The 17,105-nt window shown below is 59.9% G+C and carries 14 protein-coding genes; 5 read left to right on the plus strand and 9 right to left on the minus strand.

All coding sequences use genetic code 11. From position 1 onward, the window contains the following. Positions 1-84: 84 nt before the first annotated feature. On the minus strand, positions 85-627 hold the full coding sequence (gene orn / locus AC07W5_RS04655; protein WP_494993429.1) for an oligoribonuclease: 543 nt from the start codon (positions 625-627) through the stop codon (positions 85-87). 107 nt (positions 628-734) lie between these two features. On the opposite strand from orn, the gene rsgA reads away from it, so the two are divergent. Further along, positions 735-1,766: a small ribosomal subunit biogenesis GTPase RsgA gene (gene rsgA / locus AC07W5_RS04660; RefSeq protein ID WP_494993428.1), complete on the plus strand. Its 1,032-nt coding sequence runs from the start codon at positions 735-737 to the stop codon at positions 1,764-1,766. Between the two features lie 198 nt (positions 1,767-1,964). On the opposite strand, the gene motB is transcribed toward rsgA, so the two are convergent. After that, positions 1,965-3,011, minus strand: coding sequence for a flagellar motor protein MotB (gene motB, locus AC07W5_RS04665; protein ID WP_494993427.1), 1,047 nt, complete (start codon positions 3,009-3,011; stop codon positions 1,965-1,967). 3 nt (positions 3,012-3,014) lie between these two features. Beyond that, complete coding sequence (motA, locus tag AC07W5_RS04670; RefSeq protein ID WP_494993426.1) at positions 3,015-3,866, minus strand: flagellar motor stator protein MotA; 852 nt, start codon at positions 3,864-3,866, stop codon at positions 3,015-3,017. A gap of 165 nt (positions 3,867-4,031) precedes the next feature. On the opposite strand from motA, the gene AC07W5_RS04675 reads away from it, so the two are divergent. From AC07W5_RS04675 to asd, 3 genes are read left to right on the plus strand one after another with little or no spacing between them, the layout of a single operon-like run. Then, on the plus strand, positions 4,032-5,570 hold the full coding sequence (locus tag AC07W5_RS04675) for an HDOD domain-containing protein (protein ID WP_495022868.1): 1,539 nt from the start codon (positions 4,032-4,034) through the stop codon (positions 5,568-5,570). Positions 5,571-5,613: 43 nt separating this feature from the next. Next, entirely contained in the window at positions 5,614-6,429 is an 816-nt protein-coding gene (locus AC07W5_RS04680) for a rhodanese-like domain-containing protein (RefSeq protein ID WP_495022869.1), read from the plus strand. 18 nt (positions 6,430-6,447) lie between these two features. Then, entirely contained in the window at positions 6,448-7,308 is an 861-nt protein-coding gene (asd, locus tag AC07W5_RS04685) for an archaetidylserine decarboxylase (protein ID WP_495013412.1), read from the plus strand. A gap of 144 nt (positions 7,309-7,452) precedes the next feature. Here asd and serB read toward each other — a convergent pair whose 3' ends face one another. Next, positions 7,453-8,667: a phosphoserine phosphatase SerB gene (gene serB, locus AC07W5_RS04690; RefSeq protein WP_495022870.1), complete on the minus strand. Its 1,215-nt coding sequence runs from the start codon at positions 8,665-8,667 to the stop codon at positions 7,453-7,455. Positions 8,668-8,801: 134 nt separating this feature from the next. Here serB and AC07W5_RS04695 point away from each other — a divergent pair, with 134 nt between their 5' ends. Continuing rightward, on the plus strand, positions 8,802-10,343 hold the full coding sequence (locus tag AC07W5_RS04695; protein WP_494993421.1) for an AhpA/YtjB family protein: 1,542 nt from the start codon (positions 8,802-8,804) through the stop codon (positions 10,341-10,343). 192 nt (positions 10,344-10,535) lie between these two features. On the opposite strand, the gene AC07W5_RS04700 is transcribed toward AC07W5_RS04695, so the two are convergent. The 5 genes from AC07W5_RS04700 to parE all read right to left on the minus strand — a co-directional run bounded on the left by AC07W5_RS04700 (position 10,536) and on the right by parE (position 17,097). Beyond that, positions 10,536-11,246: a PqiC family protein gene (locus tag AC07W5_RS04700; protein WP_494993420.1), complete on the minus strand. Its 711-nt coding sequence runs from the start codon at positions 11,244-11,246 to the stop codon at positions 10,536-10,538. A 176-nt stretch (positions 11,247-11,422) separates the two neighbouring features. Continuing rightward, a complete protein-coding gene (gene parC, locus AC07W5_RS04705) occupies positions 11,423-13,681 on the minus strand; it encodes a DNA topoisomerase IV subunit A (protein ID WP_494993419.1) in 2,259 nt (752 codons plus the stop codon). Between the two features lie 10 nt (positions 13,682-13,691). After that, positions 13,692-14,213 carry a retropepsin-like aspartic protease family protein gene (locus AC07W5_RS04710; RefSeq protein ID WP_495013409.1) on the minus strand — a complete coding sequence of 174 codons (522 nt, stop codon included), beginning with the start codon at positions 14,211-14,213 and terminating at the stop codon, positions 13,692-13,694. Next, complete coding sequence (locus AC07W5_RS04715; RefSeq protein WP_495013408.1) at positions 14,210-15,193, minus strand: esterase-like activity of phytase family protein; 984 nt, start codon at positions 15,191-15,193, stop codon at positions 14,210-14,212. The genes AC07W5_RS04710 and AC07W5_RS04715 overlap by 4 nt, the downstream gene beginning before the upstream one ends. Next, the gene (gene parE / locus AC07W5_RS04720) at positions 15,193-17,097 is read right to left on the minus strand and encodes a DNA topoisomerase IV subunit B (RefSeq protein ID WP_494993416.1); all 1,905 of its coding nucleotides are present in this window, start codon (positions 17,095-17,097) and stop codon (positions 15,193-15,195) included. Before parE ends, AC07W5_RS04715 begins: the two co-directional genes overlap by 1 nt. Positions 17,098-17,105 lie beyond the last annotated feature (8 nt).

The following is a 17,105-nucleotide window of genomic DNA, read 5'->3' on the forward strand; positions in this document are numbered from 1 at the left end:
CGAACCGCAATGGCGTGCCCGACACCTGGCTTGTAGGAGCGAGGCTTGCCCGCGAAGAGGTCAGACCCGATACCGCCAAACCGATCAGAACTTGATGAAGTTCTTGCGGTAATGCTGCAACTCGGCGATGGACTCGCGGATGTCGTCCAGCGCAAGGTGGGTGCTGCCCTTCTTGAAGCTGTCGCGTACATCAGGAGCCCAGCGTGCGGCCAGTTCTTTCAAGGTCGACACATCAAGATTGCGGTAATGGAAGTAGCTTTCCAGGGTTTTCATATGGGTATAAAGGAAGCGGCGATCCTGACAGATGCTGTTGCCACAGATCGGCGACTTGCCCTTGGGTACCCACTTCTCCAGAAAGGCGATGGTCTGTGCTTCGGCTTCGGCCATGCTGATGCTGCTTTCGCGAACCCGTTGAGTCAGCCCGGAGCCGCCGTGTTGACGGGTATTCCACTCATCCATGCCGGCGAGGATTTCGTCGCTATGGTGGATGGCGATGACCGGGCCCTCAGCCAAGGTATTGAGATTACTGTCAGTGACGATGGTTGCCATTTCGATGATGACGTCGGTGTCAGGGTTCAGACCAGTCATTTCCAGATCGATCCAAATCAGATTCTGCGGGTTTTGCATATGTCGGCTCCTCGGCGTAGTTGCGCAGTTTAGCCTAGCCCGTAGGCAGGGCGTGCTAAACTCGCGGCCGTTTTACCTAACCGACGCCTTATCGACACGGAACACCCATGGCCAAACGCCAGCTCAATCGTCGCCAAAACTGGCGCATCGAAAAGATTCAAGGCGAGCGCGCCGCCCGCGCCGCCAAACGCGAATCCTCTGCCGTGGAAGCACTCGAGGGCGGCGATCTTGGCCCCGAGCAAACCGGGCTGGTGATCGCGCACTTCGGTGTGCAGGTCGAGGTCGAAGCCCGCGACGGCGAACTGGCCGGCCAGGTATTCCGCTGCCACTTGCGCGCCAATCTGCCTGCGCTGGTCACCGGCGATCAGGTGGTCTGGCGTGCCGGCAACCAGGGTATCGGGGTGATCGTTGCGCAGTTGCCGCGCAACACCGAACTCTGTCGCCCGGACAGTCGCGGCCAGCTCAAGCCAGTCGCGGCCAACGTCGACATGATCGTGATCGTCTTCGCCCCGCTGCCCGAACCCCACGCCAACCTGATCGACCGTTATCTGGTGGCTGCCGAGCATGCCGGCATTCGCCCGCTGTTGCTGCTGAACAAGGCTGATCTGATCGATGAGCAAAATGCTCCGGCGCTGAATGCCTTGCTGGCGGTCTATCGACAGCTGGGTTATCCGCTGCTGGAAGTGTCTGCCCACCACGGCGACGGCATGGAGCAGTTGCAAGTTCAACTGGACGGCCGTATCAGCGTGTTCGTCGGCCAGTCCGGCGTCGGCAAATCCTCGCTGGTGAACAGCCTGCTACCGGAAGTCGAAGCCCGGGTCGGCCCGTTGTCCGAACTCTCCGGCCAAGGCACCCACACCACCACCACTGCGCGGTTGTTCCACTTCCCGGGCGGCGGCGAACTGATCGACTCCCCGGGGATTCGTGAATTCGGTCTGGGCCATGTCAGCCGCGCCGACGTCGAAGCGGGCTTCATCGAGTTCAATGATCTGATCGGCACCTGCCGCTTCCGTGACTGCAAGCATGACCGCGAGCCTGGTTGCGCGCTGCTCAAGGCACTGGAAGATGGCCGCGTGCAACAACAGCGAATGAACAGCTACCGCTCGATCATCGCCAGCCTGCCGGAAACCAGCTATTAATAAGTAGCAATCGGCATGTCTAGTCCTGAAATTGATCGTTCCCACGCTCTGCGTGGGAATGCCGCCCCGGACGCTCTGCGTCCGCTGTAGAGGTGACGCAGAGCGTCACCGGATGCATTCCCACGCGGGAGCGTGGGAACGATCAAGTAGCAATCGGCAGAGACAAAAAAGCCGCGATCATCGCGGCTTTTTTGTGGGTCACTGCTTCGCTGGCTCAGGGGCTTTACCCGCCTCACCTGCTTTCGGTGGACTGTCCTCAAACAGGTTCAGTCTCTCCCGAAGCTCATGGGCCGGCAGCGGCTGCTTGTCCGCCGGCAGAGCGTTCGGGTCGGCGGCCGCGCCTGGCACTTCACCTGGTGCGCCCTGCCCTGGTGTCGGCGCTGGCGCAGGCTCGGCACCTTGCTCGCCCTCGATGGCGCGCTGGGCTTTCTTGGTCAGCACGACGATATCGATCCGCCGGTTGACCGGATTGAACGGATGTTCACGGTCAAACAATGCCGACGAGGCGAAGCCCACCACCCTGGCCACTTGCGTATCCGGATAACCACCGGCAACCAGCGCCCGGCGCGCAGCGTTGGCACGGTTGGCCGACAGTTCCCAGTTACCAAAGTCGCCGGTGCCGGTGTAGGGTTTGGCATCGGTGTGACCGCTGACGCTGATCTTGTTCGGCACCGCTTTGATGGTGTCCGCCATGGCCAACAGGATGTCTTCGAAATACGGCTTCAGACGCGCACTGCCGGAGTCGAACATCGGCCGGTTCTCGGCGTCCATGATCTGGATGCGCAAACCGTCCGGGGTGATTTCGAAGAGAATCTGATCCTTGAATTTCTGCAGCTGCGGGCTCTCTTCAACCTTTTTCTGCAATTCTTGCAGCAGCAGCTCGAGACGTTCCTGCTCGACCTTTTCGGCCATATTTTCGACTTGATCGGTGTCGATGATGACCTTGTCCGGCTGCGGCTGCGACTTGACCTCTGGGTTGATGGTCTTTTCCGGCGCCAGCTGCGGCGAACCACCCAGGTCAATAATGAACGGCGTACCGCTCTCGGAAAAACCGATCGGGTCCTTGAAGTAACCGGCGATGGCGATCTTCTGTTCCGGGGTCGCCGTGGACAACAGCCACAACACCAGGAAGAACGCCATCATCGCCGTCGCGAAGTCAGCGAAGGCGATTTTCCAGGCGCCTCCGTGATGTCCGCCGGCGTAGCGCTTGACGCGCTTGATGATAATCGGTTGATTATTTTCCATGACTTAGCGACCGCGAACCGCTTGTTCCAGCTCTGCAAAGCTAGGACGGTGCGCCGGGTACAGAACCTTGCGCCCGAACTCCACTGCCAGCGACGGCGGCATGCCGGAGGCCGAAGCCACCAGTGAAGCCTTGATGGCCTCGTAGACGTTCAGTTCTTCCTTGGCATCGTGGGCCAGCGAATGAGCCAGCGGGCCGAAGAAGCCGTAGGCCGCGAGAATACCGAAGAAGGTACCGACCAGCGCCGCACCGACGTGCATGCCGATAGCTTTCTGGTCACCTTCGCCGAGAGAGGCCATGGTCACCACGATACCCAATACCGCCGCGACGATACCGAAACCGGGCATGGCATCGGCGATACCGTTGACCGCGTGAGAAGGATGCTCCAGATCTTCTTTCAGACTGAACAATTCCATGTCGAACAAGCCTTCAAGCTCATGGGGGGCCATGTTGCCGGAGGACATGATGCGCAAGTAATCACAGATGTACGCGGTCATGCGTTGATCTTTGAGCACGGCCGGGTACTTGGCGAAGATCGGGCTGGCGGCTGCATCTTCGATGTCGCTTTCAATCGCCATCATGCCTTCGCGACGGCTCTTGTTGAGGATCTCGTAGATCAGGCCCAGCACCTCCAGATAGAAGGTGTGAGTGAAACGCGAACTGAACATCCTCAGGGCTTTCTTGAGGACGTGCAGCGTCATGTAACCGGGGTTGGCCTGGAGGAACGCACCGAAGGCTGCACCACCAATGATCACGACCTCGAAAGGCTGAATCAGGGCGGCAATTTTGCCGTGGGAGAGCACGTATCCGCCGAGCACGCTCGCGAATACGACAATGATGCCGATGATTTTAGCCATAGTAGGAGAGTACTTATTGAGTCGGGTTCAAGGTCATATTCGGAAGTTAATAAAACTCTTCTTCTACTTATCGGCAAAACTGCGCCAGACTATAGCCCGATAAGGCGAAAAGCCAGTTTGCCCCCTTCTGGGCGTGTTAATTGTGAATGATGATCGCGCCCAGCCATGATTAATGAAACGACAGTCCCAACTGCAAAACCCAAGACCCTCGAAGGCTGGATAAAGCTCCTCGACGCCGTGTCTTTGCCGGTGCCGCAAACCAATCATGACCGGGTGTGCAAAGCCATCGCCGATAACCGCAGTTCGATGCGCGATATCGCCGAGCTCATGCAAGAAAGTCCCGCACTGGCCCTCAGCGTAATTCGCGAAGCCAACCGCCACACCCACGGAAACATGACCGAACCGGCCGAAAACCTTGAGATCGCGATCAATCGTCTCGGTTTGAAGCGCACCGAACAATTGCTCGCGCGCCTGCCAGCCTTGCCCCAGGAAGCAATCCCGATCGCGTTGCGGCAATTGCAACTGATCAGCCAGCACGCCACACAACAGGCCAACGGCCTGTTCGCCAGCCGCCTGGCGCGTCTGTGGCAAGACATCCATTGGGGCAGCTTGCTGTTCCTTTCGCCGCTCTGGCCATTGACGCTGACGCATCCGCAATTGCTGGAAGAGTGGGAGCTGAGGGTGATTCACAAGGGCGAGTCAGCGCGCAAGGTCGAACAGCAATTGTTCGGTGTGCGCCTGCTGGAATTGTGCCTGGCGCTTGTCGAAGTCTGGCGCTTGCCGGTCTGGGTTGCGCAGGGCTATCGCTTGTTGATCAACGAGCAGCGGGAATTGGTCAAGGTTCTGCACATCGCCCGTGACAGCGATCACCCTTTGCGTCAGCAACAGCGACTGGACGCCGCCCCTGCCTTGCGCCGCTGGCTGAATCAGCCGGCCAACACCGTGCTGCTGGCCAACGGCCTGGCGCTGTCGGCTCAGCATGCCTGGGACAGTCCGCACAATGTGCGCTGGCAGTACTTGACTGGCCTTTATCTGCAAGTACCGATGGACGAACTTCAGCAGCAACTGCACCAGCAAGCCGCACAGAGTGCACGCAACCATACAATGCCCGACCTCTGGCACCCGGCCCAAGCGTTGCTCTGGCCCTGGAACACGCGCCGCATTCATCGCGCCCTGCTCCCGACAGCACCGCCCTCGGCCGAAGACCTGGTGATGTGGCGCAAACACTGCACGCAATTGCTGGTAGAGCCGAGCCGATTCAACAACGCGATGCACCTGATCACCTTGGCCCGCGATGCGCTGGTGGCCTGCGGGATGCGCCGGGTGATGCTGTTGATGGCGGACCGTAGCCTGAGTAGCCTGCGGGTCCATCAGATTGCCGGCCTGCCCGAAGAGTCGGCCGCTCTGAACCTGCAGGTCAGCCAAAGCTCCGTGCTGCAACGCCTGCTGGCAAAACCGGCACAAATTCGCCTGACACCGGCCAGCAACGCACAATTTTCGGCACTGCTGCCCAACAGCCTGCGCAGCCAGTTCGGCGGTGAGCATCTATTGTTGCGCTCTCTGAGCAGTAACGGCCGGGTGGTGATGCTGTTGGTGGCCGACCAGGGCGGCGGCCCGTTCTCGGAAATCACTGTGCAGGCCTTCGGAAAAACCGCACAGTGCATCGAAAAGGCCCTGCACAGCTTTACCAACCGCGGTACCTGACGCTTGCGCTACAATCCTCCCTTTTTTGCTCTGGAGACCTCACATGCCTGATTTCTCTGGCTTGCCGTTGGTGATTGAACCCGGCGACCTGCTCGCCCGCCTCGACGCCCGCGAACTGATCCTGGTCGACCTGACCAGCAGCGCCCGCTACGCAGAGGGACATATTCCCGGCGCACGCTTCGTCGATCCTAAACGTACTCAGCTTGGACAGGCGCCTGCGCCGGGCCTGTTGCCGACACAGGCCACTCTTGAAGCGTTGTTCGGTGAACTGGGACACAACCCCGATGCGGTCTACGTGGTCTATGACGACGAAGGCGGCGGTTGGGCCGGGCGCTTTATCTGGCTGCTGGATGTCATCGGCCACAGCCACTACCACTATGTCGACGGCGGCCTGCTGGCCTGGCTGACAGAAGGTTTGCCAATGTCGATCCAGGTCCCGGCTGCGGTGGGTGGCCCAGTCGCCCTGACCCTGCACGACGAACCCACCGCCACCCGCGAATACTTGCAAAGCCGTTTGGGCGCTGTCGACCTGGCGATCTGGGATGCGCGCGGCCCACTGGAATACTCCGGCGAAAAAGTCCTCGCGGCCAAAGGCGGGCATATCCCCGGCGCGGTCAATTTTGAATGGACGGCCGGCATGGATCAGGCGCGCAACCTGCGCATTCGCAAGGACATGCCGCAGATCCTCGAAAAACTCGGCATCACCAAAGACAAAGAAGTGATCACCCACTGCCAGACTCACCATCGCTCTGGCTTCACCTATCTGGTGGCCAAGGCGCTCGGTTATCCGCGAGTCAAAGGCTACGCCGGCTCTTGGGGCGAATGGGGCAACCACCCCGACACGCCTGTAGAGATTTAAGGTTTTTAAGGACAGTTAATGAAAAAGCGTTTGTTTATCCTCAGCCAGTACTTGCTGCCCCATCACCTGCTTTCGCGCCTGGCCGGCTGCATTGCCGAATGCCGCGTGCGCTGGTTCAAGAATGCCTTCACCGCCTGGTTCGCCAAGCGTTATCAGGTAGACATGTCCCAAGCGCTGGTCGAAGACCTGACCGCTTACGAACACTTCAACGCCTTCTTCACCCGCGCCCTGAAAGAGGGTGCACGACCACTGGACCAGACGCCGGGCGCGATCCTCAGCCCGGCGGACGGTGCGGTCAGCCAGCTTGGCCCGATCGAACACGGTCGCGTATTCCAGGCCAAAGGCCACAGCTTCAGCGTGCTGGAGCTGCTCGGCGGCGATGCCGCTGCAGCCGCGCCGTTCATGGGTGGCGATTTCGCCACTATTTACCTGTCACCCAAGGACTACCATCGCGTGCACATGCCACTGGCCGGTACCCTGCGCGAGATGGTTTACATCCCGGGCCGGATTTTCTCGGTCAACCAGACCACCGCCGAAAATGTCCCGGAACTGTTCGCCCGCAACGAGCGCGTGGCGTGCATATTCGATACCGAGCGCGGGCCGATGGCCGTGGTATTGGTGGGGGCGATGATTGTCGCTTCGGTTGAAACGGTCTGGGCCGGGCTGGTGACGCCGCCCAAGCGCGAGCTGAAAACCGTACGTTACGACGAAGCCGCACGTGCGCCGATCCATCTGGAGAAAGGCGCTGAACTGGGACGCTTCAAACTCGGTTCTACCGCCGTCGTATTGTTCGGGCCGGATCAGGTGAAATGGGCTGAAGGACTGGTTGCCGGTTCGGCGGTACAGATGGGGCAAGGCATGGCTTTGCCTGAGGCGTAAGCGCTTCCCCCCCTGGTTTTTCGCCCCACGAGCGTTCGTGGAGGCGAAAAAGGCGATGGCCAGCACCTTTGTCGCCGCTTCGCGGGCAAGCCTCGCTCCTACCTTGTAGAAGCGAGGCTTGCCCGCGAAGGTACTCTGTCAGTCTCAGAGCTGCCCGTCGCGATCTCTGAAACCAAGCAAATACAGCACCCCATCCAACCCCAATGTCGAGATCGCCTGCTTGGCCGATTGCTTGACCAGTGGCTTGGCACGGAACGCTACACCAAGACCGGCAATCGCCAGCATCGGCAAGTCGTTGGCACCGTCGCCAACAGCGATGGTCTGCTCCAGGCGCAAGCCTTCCTTGTGGGCCAGTTCGCGCAGCAAGTCAGCCTTGCGCTGAGCGTCCACGATCGGCTCGACCGCAACACCCGTAACCTTGCCATCGACCACTTCCAGTTCGTTGGCGAACACGTAATCAATGCCCAATTTGGCTTGTAACTGCTTGGCGAAGTAAGTGAAGCCGCCGGAGAGGATTGCCGTCCTGTAGCCCAGACGCTTGAGCTCGGCGAACAGCGTTTCAGCCCCTTCGGTCAACCGCAGCGAAGCGCCGATCGAATCCAGCACGTTGACATCCAGCCCCTTGAGCAAGGCCAGGCGCTCCTTGAAACTGGCACGGAAGTCCAGCTCGCCAGCCATCGCCCGCTCGGTAATCTCTGCTACCCGGTCACCGACACCGGCAGCCTTGGCCAACTCGTCGATGACTTCCGCTTCGATCAGGGTCGAGTCCATATCGAACACCGCCAAACGACGGTTGCGACGGAACAGTGAATCTTCCTGGAAGGCGATGTCGACATTCAGCTCTTGCGCCACGCTGAGGAACTCGGCGCGCAATGCTTGCGGGTCAGCGGCTTCGCCGCGAACGGAGAACTCGATGCAGCCCTTGCCCTTGTCCGCCGGAGTGTCCAGCGGCATCCTCCCGGACAGACGATCGATGTGATCGATGTTCAAACCGTATTTGGCAGTGATCGAACTGACTCGCTGCAGCTGTTCGGCGGTCACCTTGCGGGTCAATAACGTCACGATGTGACGCTTCTTGCCCTGGCCACCCACCCATTGCTGGTAATCTTCTTCGGCCACCGGAGTGAACCGCACTTGCTGATCCAGCTTGTAAGCGGTGAATAGAATGTCTTTGAGTACCGAAGAACCTTGCTCGGTACTCGGTATTTCAACCAGGATGCCGAACGACAGAGTGTCGTGGATCACCGCCTGACCAATGTCGAGAATGTTCACACCACCCTGCGCCAAAACGCCAGTAATGGCCGCAGTCAGACCCGGACGGTCGACACCAGTGATGTTTATCAGGACGATTTCGCGCAAGGCGCACCCCCGCAGGTGGAAAAAAACCGCATTCTACCCACATTCAGTGACCATCGGGCACAGCCAGCGCTTTGCCGGTCTAGGGCCTGTCGCTATACTGCGCCTCAACTTCACGGACAAAAGAGCCGAGCTCAGTGAACCGGCCTACGCCAGTTAAAACCGATAACTTCTTTCTGCTGATCTTCCGGGCACTGCGCCACCGCCGTGTACCGATCGCATTGCGCATTGCCAGCCATAACGTGATCCTCGTCGCCTTGGCCTTGGTGATCTATGCCTGCGTGATGGGTCTGCAGTTCAAACAGGCGATGCACGAGCAGGCGGATGCCCTCGGCCAGAGCCTGACCACCCAGACTGCCACTTCAGCGACCGAACTGCTGGTGTCCAATGACATCCTCAGCCTCAACGTGCTGCTGAACAACCTGACCAAGAACCCGTTGGTGGCCCACGCTGCAATCTATAGCGTGGACAACCGGATTCTTGCCGAGGCTGGCCAGCGACCGAAAAACGGTCTGCTGGGTGAGGCTGAAGGCCTGTATCAGACCAAGATCACCTTCCAGGACGTGACCGCCGGCCACCTGCGAATCAGCCTCGATATGCAGCAGTTCCAGCAGCCGATGACCATCAGCCTGCAAAGCATGGGCATCCTCAGCGCGATTCTGCTGGCACTCTCCCTGGCCTTGAGTTTGCGCCTGGGTCGGCATATTTCCACACCTCTGATGCAATTGCGTGTCTGGTTACGGGATATTGACGAACATACCCCGGCGACACAGCGTCAGGATGAAATCGGTGACCTGGCTCGTCAGCTCCACGCCAATTTCGCGCCTGAGAAAGTCGAACCTGAACCGTTGCCTGAAGTGGACTACGACGACAGCGATTACGACGAAGCCGAAGAGGCCGAGCCGGTGTTCGAGGTGCGCAACCTGCGCGACCCGAGCTTCGACGAAACCGCACCAGTCGCCGCGCCCAAGCCAGCGCCACGGCATATTGTCAGCACCGAAGAAGACGACCTGGACGAGGAAGACCCGTTCGCCGACCTGCGTGACCACTCTGTAGCGACTGCGCCTAAACAGGTGCCAAAACCGGTTACCCCTTCACAGCCACGGCACAGCGCAGTCCTTGCTGTGCAACTTGGCGCACAGGATCAACTGCGTCGTCTGCCCCGCGCGCGTCTGACGGAGCTGCTTGAGCGCTATCGCGACTGCCTTGACCAGGCGGCTTCGCTGTACCAGAGCGAACTGCACACCCTGAACGACGGCAGCACACTGATGCTGTTCCACAGCGAAGACAGCGGCGACGATTACCTGACCAACGCTATCTGCTGTGGCGAGCTGCTCAGGGCACTGGGCCATGCACTGCAAATCGAAGTCGCGGACAGCGGCATCACCTTGCAACTGCAGCTTGGACTGACTCTGGGTGACGGACTCTTCGCCCTGAGCCAGATTGATCTGCTGCTGACCGAAACAGCCCAGGACGCCCTCGCCCTGTCCCAACACAGCCGCAACCTGCTGCTGGTGGAACGCAAGATCAGCGATGACGTGCTGATCCGCCAGCGCGCACGTATTCGGCCCATCGCCAGCCCCGAAGGCGCTTGCTGCGTAGAGCGTCTGATGGAGCCTTATCCATCGATGCTCGAACGGCAACTGGCGCGGATGCATGAGACTCGAGCCAAGAGCTGAGTCAGGTAGAGCACCAGGCAAAAGCCCGCAGACGAGTAATCGCTGCGGGCTTTTTTATTGATCAGGAGAGCGGCGGCACAGGGCTCTCTTGTAGCAGTTGCCGAAGGCTACGCATGAATATCTGTGCGTCCTGGGGTGTGCAGAAACAACAAAGCCCGCATCTATGCGGGCTTTTGTTTTGTAGCAAACACCTTAGAACCGAAACATTTCCATATCCGTACGGACCGGCGAGGCCATCGGGATCTTCGGCTGTCTCTCTTGTTCGGCCGGCTTCACCTGCACAGGTGCAGATTTGCGCGGCGCATCAGCTACAGGCGGCTGATTGGCCAGCGGCTTGAGCGCCGCCGACAGTTGCTCGGCCAGGCGCTGCAGCAATACACCCTGGGCCTGAACCTGAGAGGCTGTGCTGCCAGCATGCTGTTCCTGCAAGTGAATGATGCGGTTGTCGCGAACCTGGCCACGACGGTCGATCAAACGCCATTGAGCATCGAGAATCGCTGGCTGCGAAGCACCCGAATCCAGACGGGTGATCGATAACAGCACCTGAACATCCGGCGTGAAACCGAGGGTTGCCGGGGCCAGCACTACGCGCTGGCTGTCCAGATACCCGGCCACTTGCCTGAGCAGAAGCTGATTGATGTCGGAGGACAGGCTACCCGCCCAACGACCGTCGGTCGCCGCTTGCAGGCTGCCATCAGGCTGGCGTTGCAACAGGCTTTCGCGTTGCAGGTAATCGGCTACCAGCACTGGGCCAAGCAATACCGCCATACCAGCGCTTTGTGCTGGTTGAGTTGGAGTTCCGCTGTCCAACTGATACAGCGACACCGGCTGGTGTACGCTGCAACCCGCCAGGCCAAGTAAGCCTGCGAGCAAAAAAATAAAAGGAAGGCGCAGAGCAATCATCATCCCATCCAAGTGGCAGCCATAAGGCGAACCACAGTGTAAATACTCAAAAAACCTGAAGAACGCTCAGCCACGCCAGCGCTTGAAAGGGCATATCATCCGTGAATATGCGCTGCGACTCCAGCGTTGTAACGTCGATCTACGGGTTAAATCGCAGATCGAGCGCTCTAGACAGCCTAATTGAGAGTTTCTACCAACAGCGCATCCACCCTCTGGAAGCCACGCGGCAATTTGTTACCACGGCGTCCACGCTCACCTTTGTAGTGTTCCAGGTCGTCGGCTTTCAGCGACAAGGTGCGTTTTCCTGCCTGCAGTACCAGCGTCGCGCCATCCGGTAGAACCGCGATATCGGTAACATATTCCTCACGGCTGGCCACACGCTCACCGGAAATCCCGATGATCTTGTTGCCCTTGCCTTTGCCCAGTTGTGGCAGATCGCTGATTTTGAAGATCAGCAAACGACCTTCAGTCGTTACCGAGGCCAGCCAGTTCTGTTCACGATCACTGACCGGGCGCGGCAGCATCACTTTGGCATTGTTCGGCAGGCTCAGCAACGCCTTGCCTGCTTTGTTCTTGGCCTGCAGGTCTTCACCCTTGACCACAAAACCGTAGCCGGCATCGGAAGCGATGACGTACAGCGCATCATCTTCGGGCAGCAGCACACACTCAAAACTCGCTCCAGGCGGTGGCGTCAGACGACCGGTCAGCGGCTCGCCCTGGCCCCGCGCCGATGGCAGGGTGTGGGCCGCCACTGAATAACTGCGTCCGGTGGAGTCAATAAACACCGCGAACTGGTTGGAACGTCCCGCGGCCGAGGTTTTGAAACCATCCCCGGCTTTATAGGAAAGCCCGGTGGCGTCGATATCATGACCCTTGGCGCAACGCACCCAGCCTTTTTCCGACAGGACGATGGTGACCGGCTCGGTCGGCATCAGTTCGTTTTCCGACAACGCCTTGGCTTCGGCACGGGAAACGATCGGCGAGCGGCGGTTATCGCCATAGGTTTCGGCGTCGTTGATCAGCTCAGTGCGCACCAGCTTTTTCAGCTTGGTTTCGCTGCCGAGCAAAGCCAGCAGCTTTGCTTGCTCCTTGAGCAGTTCATCCTGCTCGGAACGCAGCTTCATTTCTTCCAGCCGCGCCAACTGACGCAAGCGGGTGTCGAGAATGTAGTCGGCCTGGATTTCACTCAGGGCGAAACGCTCGATCAGCCTGGCTTTTGGATGCTCCTCGGTACGGATGATGTGAATCACTTCATCCAGGTTGAGGTAAGCGACCAACAAACCGTCCAACAGGTGCAAACGACGCTCAACCTTGTCCAGACGAAACTGCAAGCGACGGCGTACGGTGTTGACGCGAAATTCCAGCCATTCGACCAGCAAGGTCCGCAGGTTCTTCAGCTGCGGCTTGCCGTCCAGACCAATGATATTTACGTTGACCCGGTAGCTGGACTCCAGCTCGGTGGTGGCGAACAGATGTTGCATCAGCTCGTCGAGATCAATCCGGTTGGAGCGCGGGATAATCACGATGCGGCACGGGTTCTCGTGGTCCGACTCATCACGCAGGTCAGCGACCATCGGCAGCTTTTTAGCCTGCATCTGTGCCGCAATCTGCTCCAGCACCTTGGCGCCCGAGACTTGATGCGGTAGCGCGGTGACGATGATGTCGCCGTCCTCGATGCGATATACAGCACGCATACGCACCGAACCACGGCCGGTTTCATAGATTTTCAGCAGGTCGGCGCGCGGCGTGATGATTTCCGCTTCAGTCGGATAGTCCGGGCCCTGGATGTGCTCACAGAGCTGCTCGACCGTGGCTTTTGGCTCATCCAGCAAACGTACGCAGGCCGCCGCGACCTCCCGCAGATTATGCGGTGGCACGTCGGTGGCCATGCCCACGGCGATGCCGGTGGTGCCGTTGAGCAGAATGTTCGGCAAGCGGGCCGGCAACACCAGAGGTTCGTCCAGCGTACCGTCGAAGTTCGGCCCCCAGTCCGCGGTGCCTTGGCCCAATTCGCTGAGCAACACTTCGGAGTAACGCGACAGCCGCGCCTCGGTGTAACGCATGGCAGCGAAGGACTTGGGATCATCCGGCGCCCCCCAGTTACCCTGGCCGTCCACCAGCGTGTAACGATAGCTGAACGGTTGTGCCATCAGCACCATGGCTTCGTAGCAGGCCGAGTCGCCATGGGGGTGAAATTTACCGAGCACGTCACCCACGGTCCGTGCGGACTTCTTGTGCTTGGAGTCAGCGTCCAGCCCCAGCTCACTCATGGCGTAGACGATACGCCGCTGTACCGGCTTCAGGCCGTCGCCGATATGCGGCAAGGCACGGTCCATGATCACGTACATGGAGTAGTTGAGGTAGGCATTTTCGGTGAAGTCAGCCAGCGATCGGCGTTCTACGCCATCTAAGCTGTCTGCAAGGATGTCACTCATGCGGGCCTCATCAATTCGTTGTCTGGCGCAGCAGCAAGGTGCCGCCACGCTGGGTAAATTCAAGTTTTTTCAGGGCGCTCATGCCCAGCAGCACTTGCTCGCCGCTCAGGCCTGGCGCCACCAGGGCACGGACATCGCGCAAGACGATATCGCCCAATTGCAGACTATCAAGACGGGTTCGATACCCCTCGCTGCGACCATTGGCGGTGCTCAAGGTCACCGGTGCACCTTTTTCCAGAGCAAGGCGCTCGGCCAGTCCGGACGGAATCGACACATCGGTCGCCCCGGTATCGAGCATGAAATCCACCGGCTGGCCGTTGATCTGGCCGCTGGCAACAAAATGCCCTTGGCCGTTGCCGACCAGTTTCACTTCGATATAACCCTCGCCTTGTTGCGAGGTGACGACAGCATTGGGGTTTTCCTGACGCTGTTCCCACTGCCCGAAAAACCGCGTCGCCAAAAACAGTCCAGCTCCCCAGGCCAGCACCAACAGCACGCGTCCGACTCGTTTGCCGGGCGGTTGCTGACTCATGGTTTGGCGCTCCAGCCATCGGCCGGCGCGGCAAAGCGCCAGACAATCGGTCGTTTCTCGCCATCGGCACGGGTAAAGCTGCCGTTGTCGACGCCGATCCAGGCGCCGTCATCGTCGATGGTCAAGGCTTCTGCCATGCCGTATCTGGTCTTGTAACGCCGACTGTCGATCAATGCGTCATTGGCGAACGACCAGCAGCGCTCGATCTCGCCGGTAGCCGGCGTACGTCGACAAATACGATAAGCCATGCGCTCAAGGGTAAACAGCTTGTCCTTGTAGAACACCAGGTCGGAAAAGTCTTTTTGTTGCCCGCCAGTCGCTTTGACCTGAGGTGGCGGTTGTTCAAGCCCGCCTTCGCTCATCACTACACAATTGCTGTCGCAATCCCAGACCGTCTGCTGCTTATGCACCACCAGCAGACCACGGCGCTCACGCTCGGCCGCCAGCCATAACAGGTTGCCGGCCGGATTGATGGCAATGCCTTCGAACACTGCATTGAAATGCAGCAGCATGCCGCTGGCACGCGCCTGGCGAACCATCAGCGGCGAGACTTTCAACCACGCGGGTGCACCCACCGGCGGTACCTGCAGAACGGCTGCATGGGCCTCGCTGACCACATAGCGATTACCGGCACTGTCGCAGGTGATACCTTCGAAATCCAGATTGCCGCCACGTAACGGAGCGACCGCCCAGGTACGCATGCGCAGCCCCCAGGGCAGCCCGCTGTCCGGCACTGGCGGCACGTCGATGCGCACCGTTTCGGCCTGCCAGACGGTTTCGCGGGTATCGAGCCGATAGATCTGATTATCGTCGCGATCAGAAACCGTCCATAGCTCTGTACCGCACTGCGCCAGCCCGGAGAGGTTGCCGCCGTGCATGCCTTCGACCGGATGCTCGGCGAGCATCTTCAGTTCAGGCAGGGGCGCAGCCCCAACCGAGGCCGCCAACAACAGAAACGCCAGGGCGAAGCCGCTCCGCATCAAGCCAGAACCTCGGCCAGGTTGCCTTTGGACTCCAGCCAGGACTTGCGATCGCCGGCGCGTTTTTTCGCCAGCAGCATGTCCATCATTTCCGAGGTGGCGGCGAAATCATCCAGGGTCAGCTGGACCAGACGCCGGGTGTTCGGGTCCATCGTGGTTTCGCGTAGCTGCGGCGGGTTCATTTCACCCAGACCTTTGAATCGGGTGACCTGCGGTTTGCCGCGCTTCTTTTCGGCCACCAGGCGATCGAGAATGCCATCGCGCTCGGCTTCATCCAGCGCGTAGTAAATCTCTTTGCCGAGGTCAATCCGATACAGCGGCGGCATCGCGACGTAGACGTGACCGGCATCCACCAACGGGCGGAAATGCTGGACGAACAGTGCACAGAGCAAGGTCGCAATGTGCAGACCGTCGGAGTCGGCGTCGGCGAGGATGCAGATTTTGCCGTAGCGCAGCTGGCTGATGTCCGCCGCCCCCGGATCGACACCAATGGCCACGGCAATGTTGTGCACTTCCTGGCTGGCGAGCACTTCGCTGCCGTCAACTTCCCAGGTGTTCAAGATCTTCCCGCGCAACGGCAGGATCGCCTGGAACTCTTTATCTCGCGCCTGTTTGGCCGAACCACCGGCGGAATCACCTTCCACCAAAAACAGTTCGGAACGCATCGGGTCCTGCCCGGCACAGTCCGCCAGCTTGCCCGGCAGCGCCGGCCCTTGAGTGATGCGTTTGCGCTCGACCTTCTTGCTGGCCTTGAGGCGACGGCCGGCGTTGTTGATCGCCAGCTCGGCCAGTTGCATACCCAGCTCGGGGTGCTCATTGAGCCACAGGCTGAACGCGTCCTTGACCACGCCAGAGACGAACGCCGCCGCCTCGCGAGAGGACAGGCGCTCTTTGGTCTGACCGGAGAATTGCGGTTCCTGCATCTTCATCGACAGGACGAAAGCGATCCGCTCCCAGACGTCTTCCGGCGCCAGTTTCACGCCACGCGGCAGCAGACTGCGGAATTCGCAGAACTCGCGCATCGCGTCCAGCAACCCCTGACGCAGACCGTTGACGTGAGTACCGCCCTGAGCGGTCGGAATCAGGTTGACGTAGCTTTCCTGCACGCTGTCGCCGCCTTCCGGCAACCACAGCAGGGCCCAGTCCACCGCTTCTTTATTACCAGCGAGACTGCCACAGAACGGCTCGTCCGGCAGACGCTCGAACTCGGTGACCGCGTCCACGAGGTAGGAACGCAGCCCGTCTTCGTAATGCCACTCGACTTTCTCGCCAGTGGCCTTGTCTTCAAAACTGACCAGCAGGCCCGGGCACAAAACGGCCTTGGCCTTGAGTACGTGCTTGAGGCGGCTGACGGAGAATTTGGGTGAATCGAAGTACTTCGGATCCGGGGCAAAGTACACACTGGTGCCGGTGTTGCGCTTGCCAACGGTGCCGATCACCTCCAGATCGGTGGCTTTGTAGCCATCGGCGAAGGTCATCTGGTACTCGTTGCCATCACGCTTGACGCGCACCCGGACTTGAGTCGACAGGGCGTTGACCACAGAAATACCCACGCCGTGCAAACCGCCGGAGAACTGGTAGTTCTTGTTGGAAAACTTGCCACCCGCATGGAGCTTGGTGAGGATCAGCTCGACACCCGACACACCTTCTTCCGGGTGAATGTCCACCGGCATGCCCCGGCCGTCATCGCTGACTTCCAGGGAGTGATCGGCGTGCAGGATCACCTGCACCGATTTCGCATGCCCGGCCAGCGCTTCGTCGACGCTGTTGTCGATGACTTCCTGCGCAAGGTGGTTCGGCCGACTGGTGTCGGTGTACATGCCGGGGCGTTTACGCACCGGGTCGAGGCCCGAGAGGACTTCGATGGCGTCTGCGTTATAAGAGCTAGCGCTGGGAGTGGCCATGGGGTCTC

The sequence above is a fragment of the Pseudomonas sp. GW821-FHT01E05 genome (assembly GCF_059422425.1).

Excerpts from the sequence above, each read along its gene's own strand:
- AC07W5_RS04680 (WP_495022869.1), top strand. The coding sequence starts at position 5,614 with ATGCCTGATTTCTCTGGCTTGCCGTTGGTGATTGAACCCGGCGACCTG.
- rsgA (WP_494993428.1), top strand. The coding sequence starts at position 735 with ATGGCCAAACGCCAGCTCAATCGTCGCCAAAACTGGCGCATCGAAAAG.
- orn (WP_494993429.1), bottom strand. The coding sequence starts at position 627 with ATGCAAAACCCGCAGAATCTGATTTGGATCGATCTGGAAATGACTGGT.
- AC07W5_RS04715 (WP_495013408.1), bottom strand. The coding sequence starts at position 15,193 with ATGCGGAGCGGCTTCGCCCTGGCGTTTCTGTTGTTGGCGGCCTCGGTT.
- parC (WP_494993419.1), bottom strand. The coding sequence starts at position 13,681 with ATGAGTGACATCCTTGCAGACAGCTTAGATGGCGTAGAACGCCGATCG.
- parE (WP_494993416.1), bottom strand. The coding sequence starts at position 17,097 with ATGGCCACTCCCAGCGCTAGCTCTTATAACGCAGACGCCATCGAAGTC.
- AC07W5_RS04675 (WP_495022868.1), top strand. The coding sequence starts at position 4,032 with ATGATTAATGAAACGACAGTCCCAACTGCAAAACCCAAGACCCTCGAA.
- AC07W5_RS04700 (WP_494993420.1), bottom strand. The coding sequence starts at position 11,246 with ATGATTGCTCTGCGCCTTCCTTTTATTTTTTTGCTCGCAGGCTTACTT.
- asd (WP_495013412.1), top strand. The coding sequence starts at position 6,448 with ATGAAAAAGCGTTTGTTTATCCTCAGCCAGTACTTGCTGCCCCATCAC.
- motB (WP_494993427.1), bottom strand. The coding sequence starts at position 3,011 with ATGGAAAATAATCAACCGATTATCATCAAGCGCGTCAAGCGCTACGCC.
- motA (WP_494993426.1), bottom strand. The coding sequence starts at position 3,866 with ATGGCTAAAATCATCGGCATCATTGTCGTATTCGCGAGCGTGCTCGGC.
- AC07W5_RS04710 (WP_495013409.1), bottom strand. The coding sequence starts at position 14,213 with ATGAGTCAGCAACCGCCCGGCAAACGAGTCGGACGCGTGCTGTTGGTG.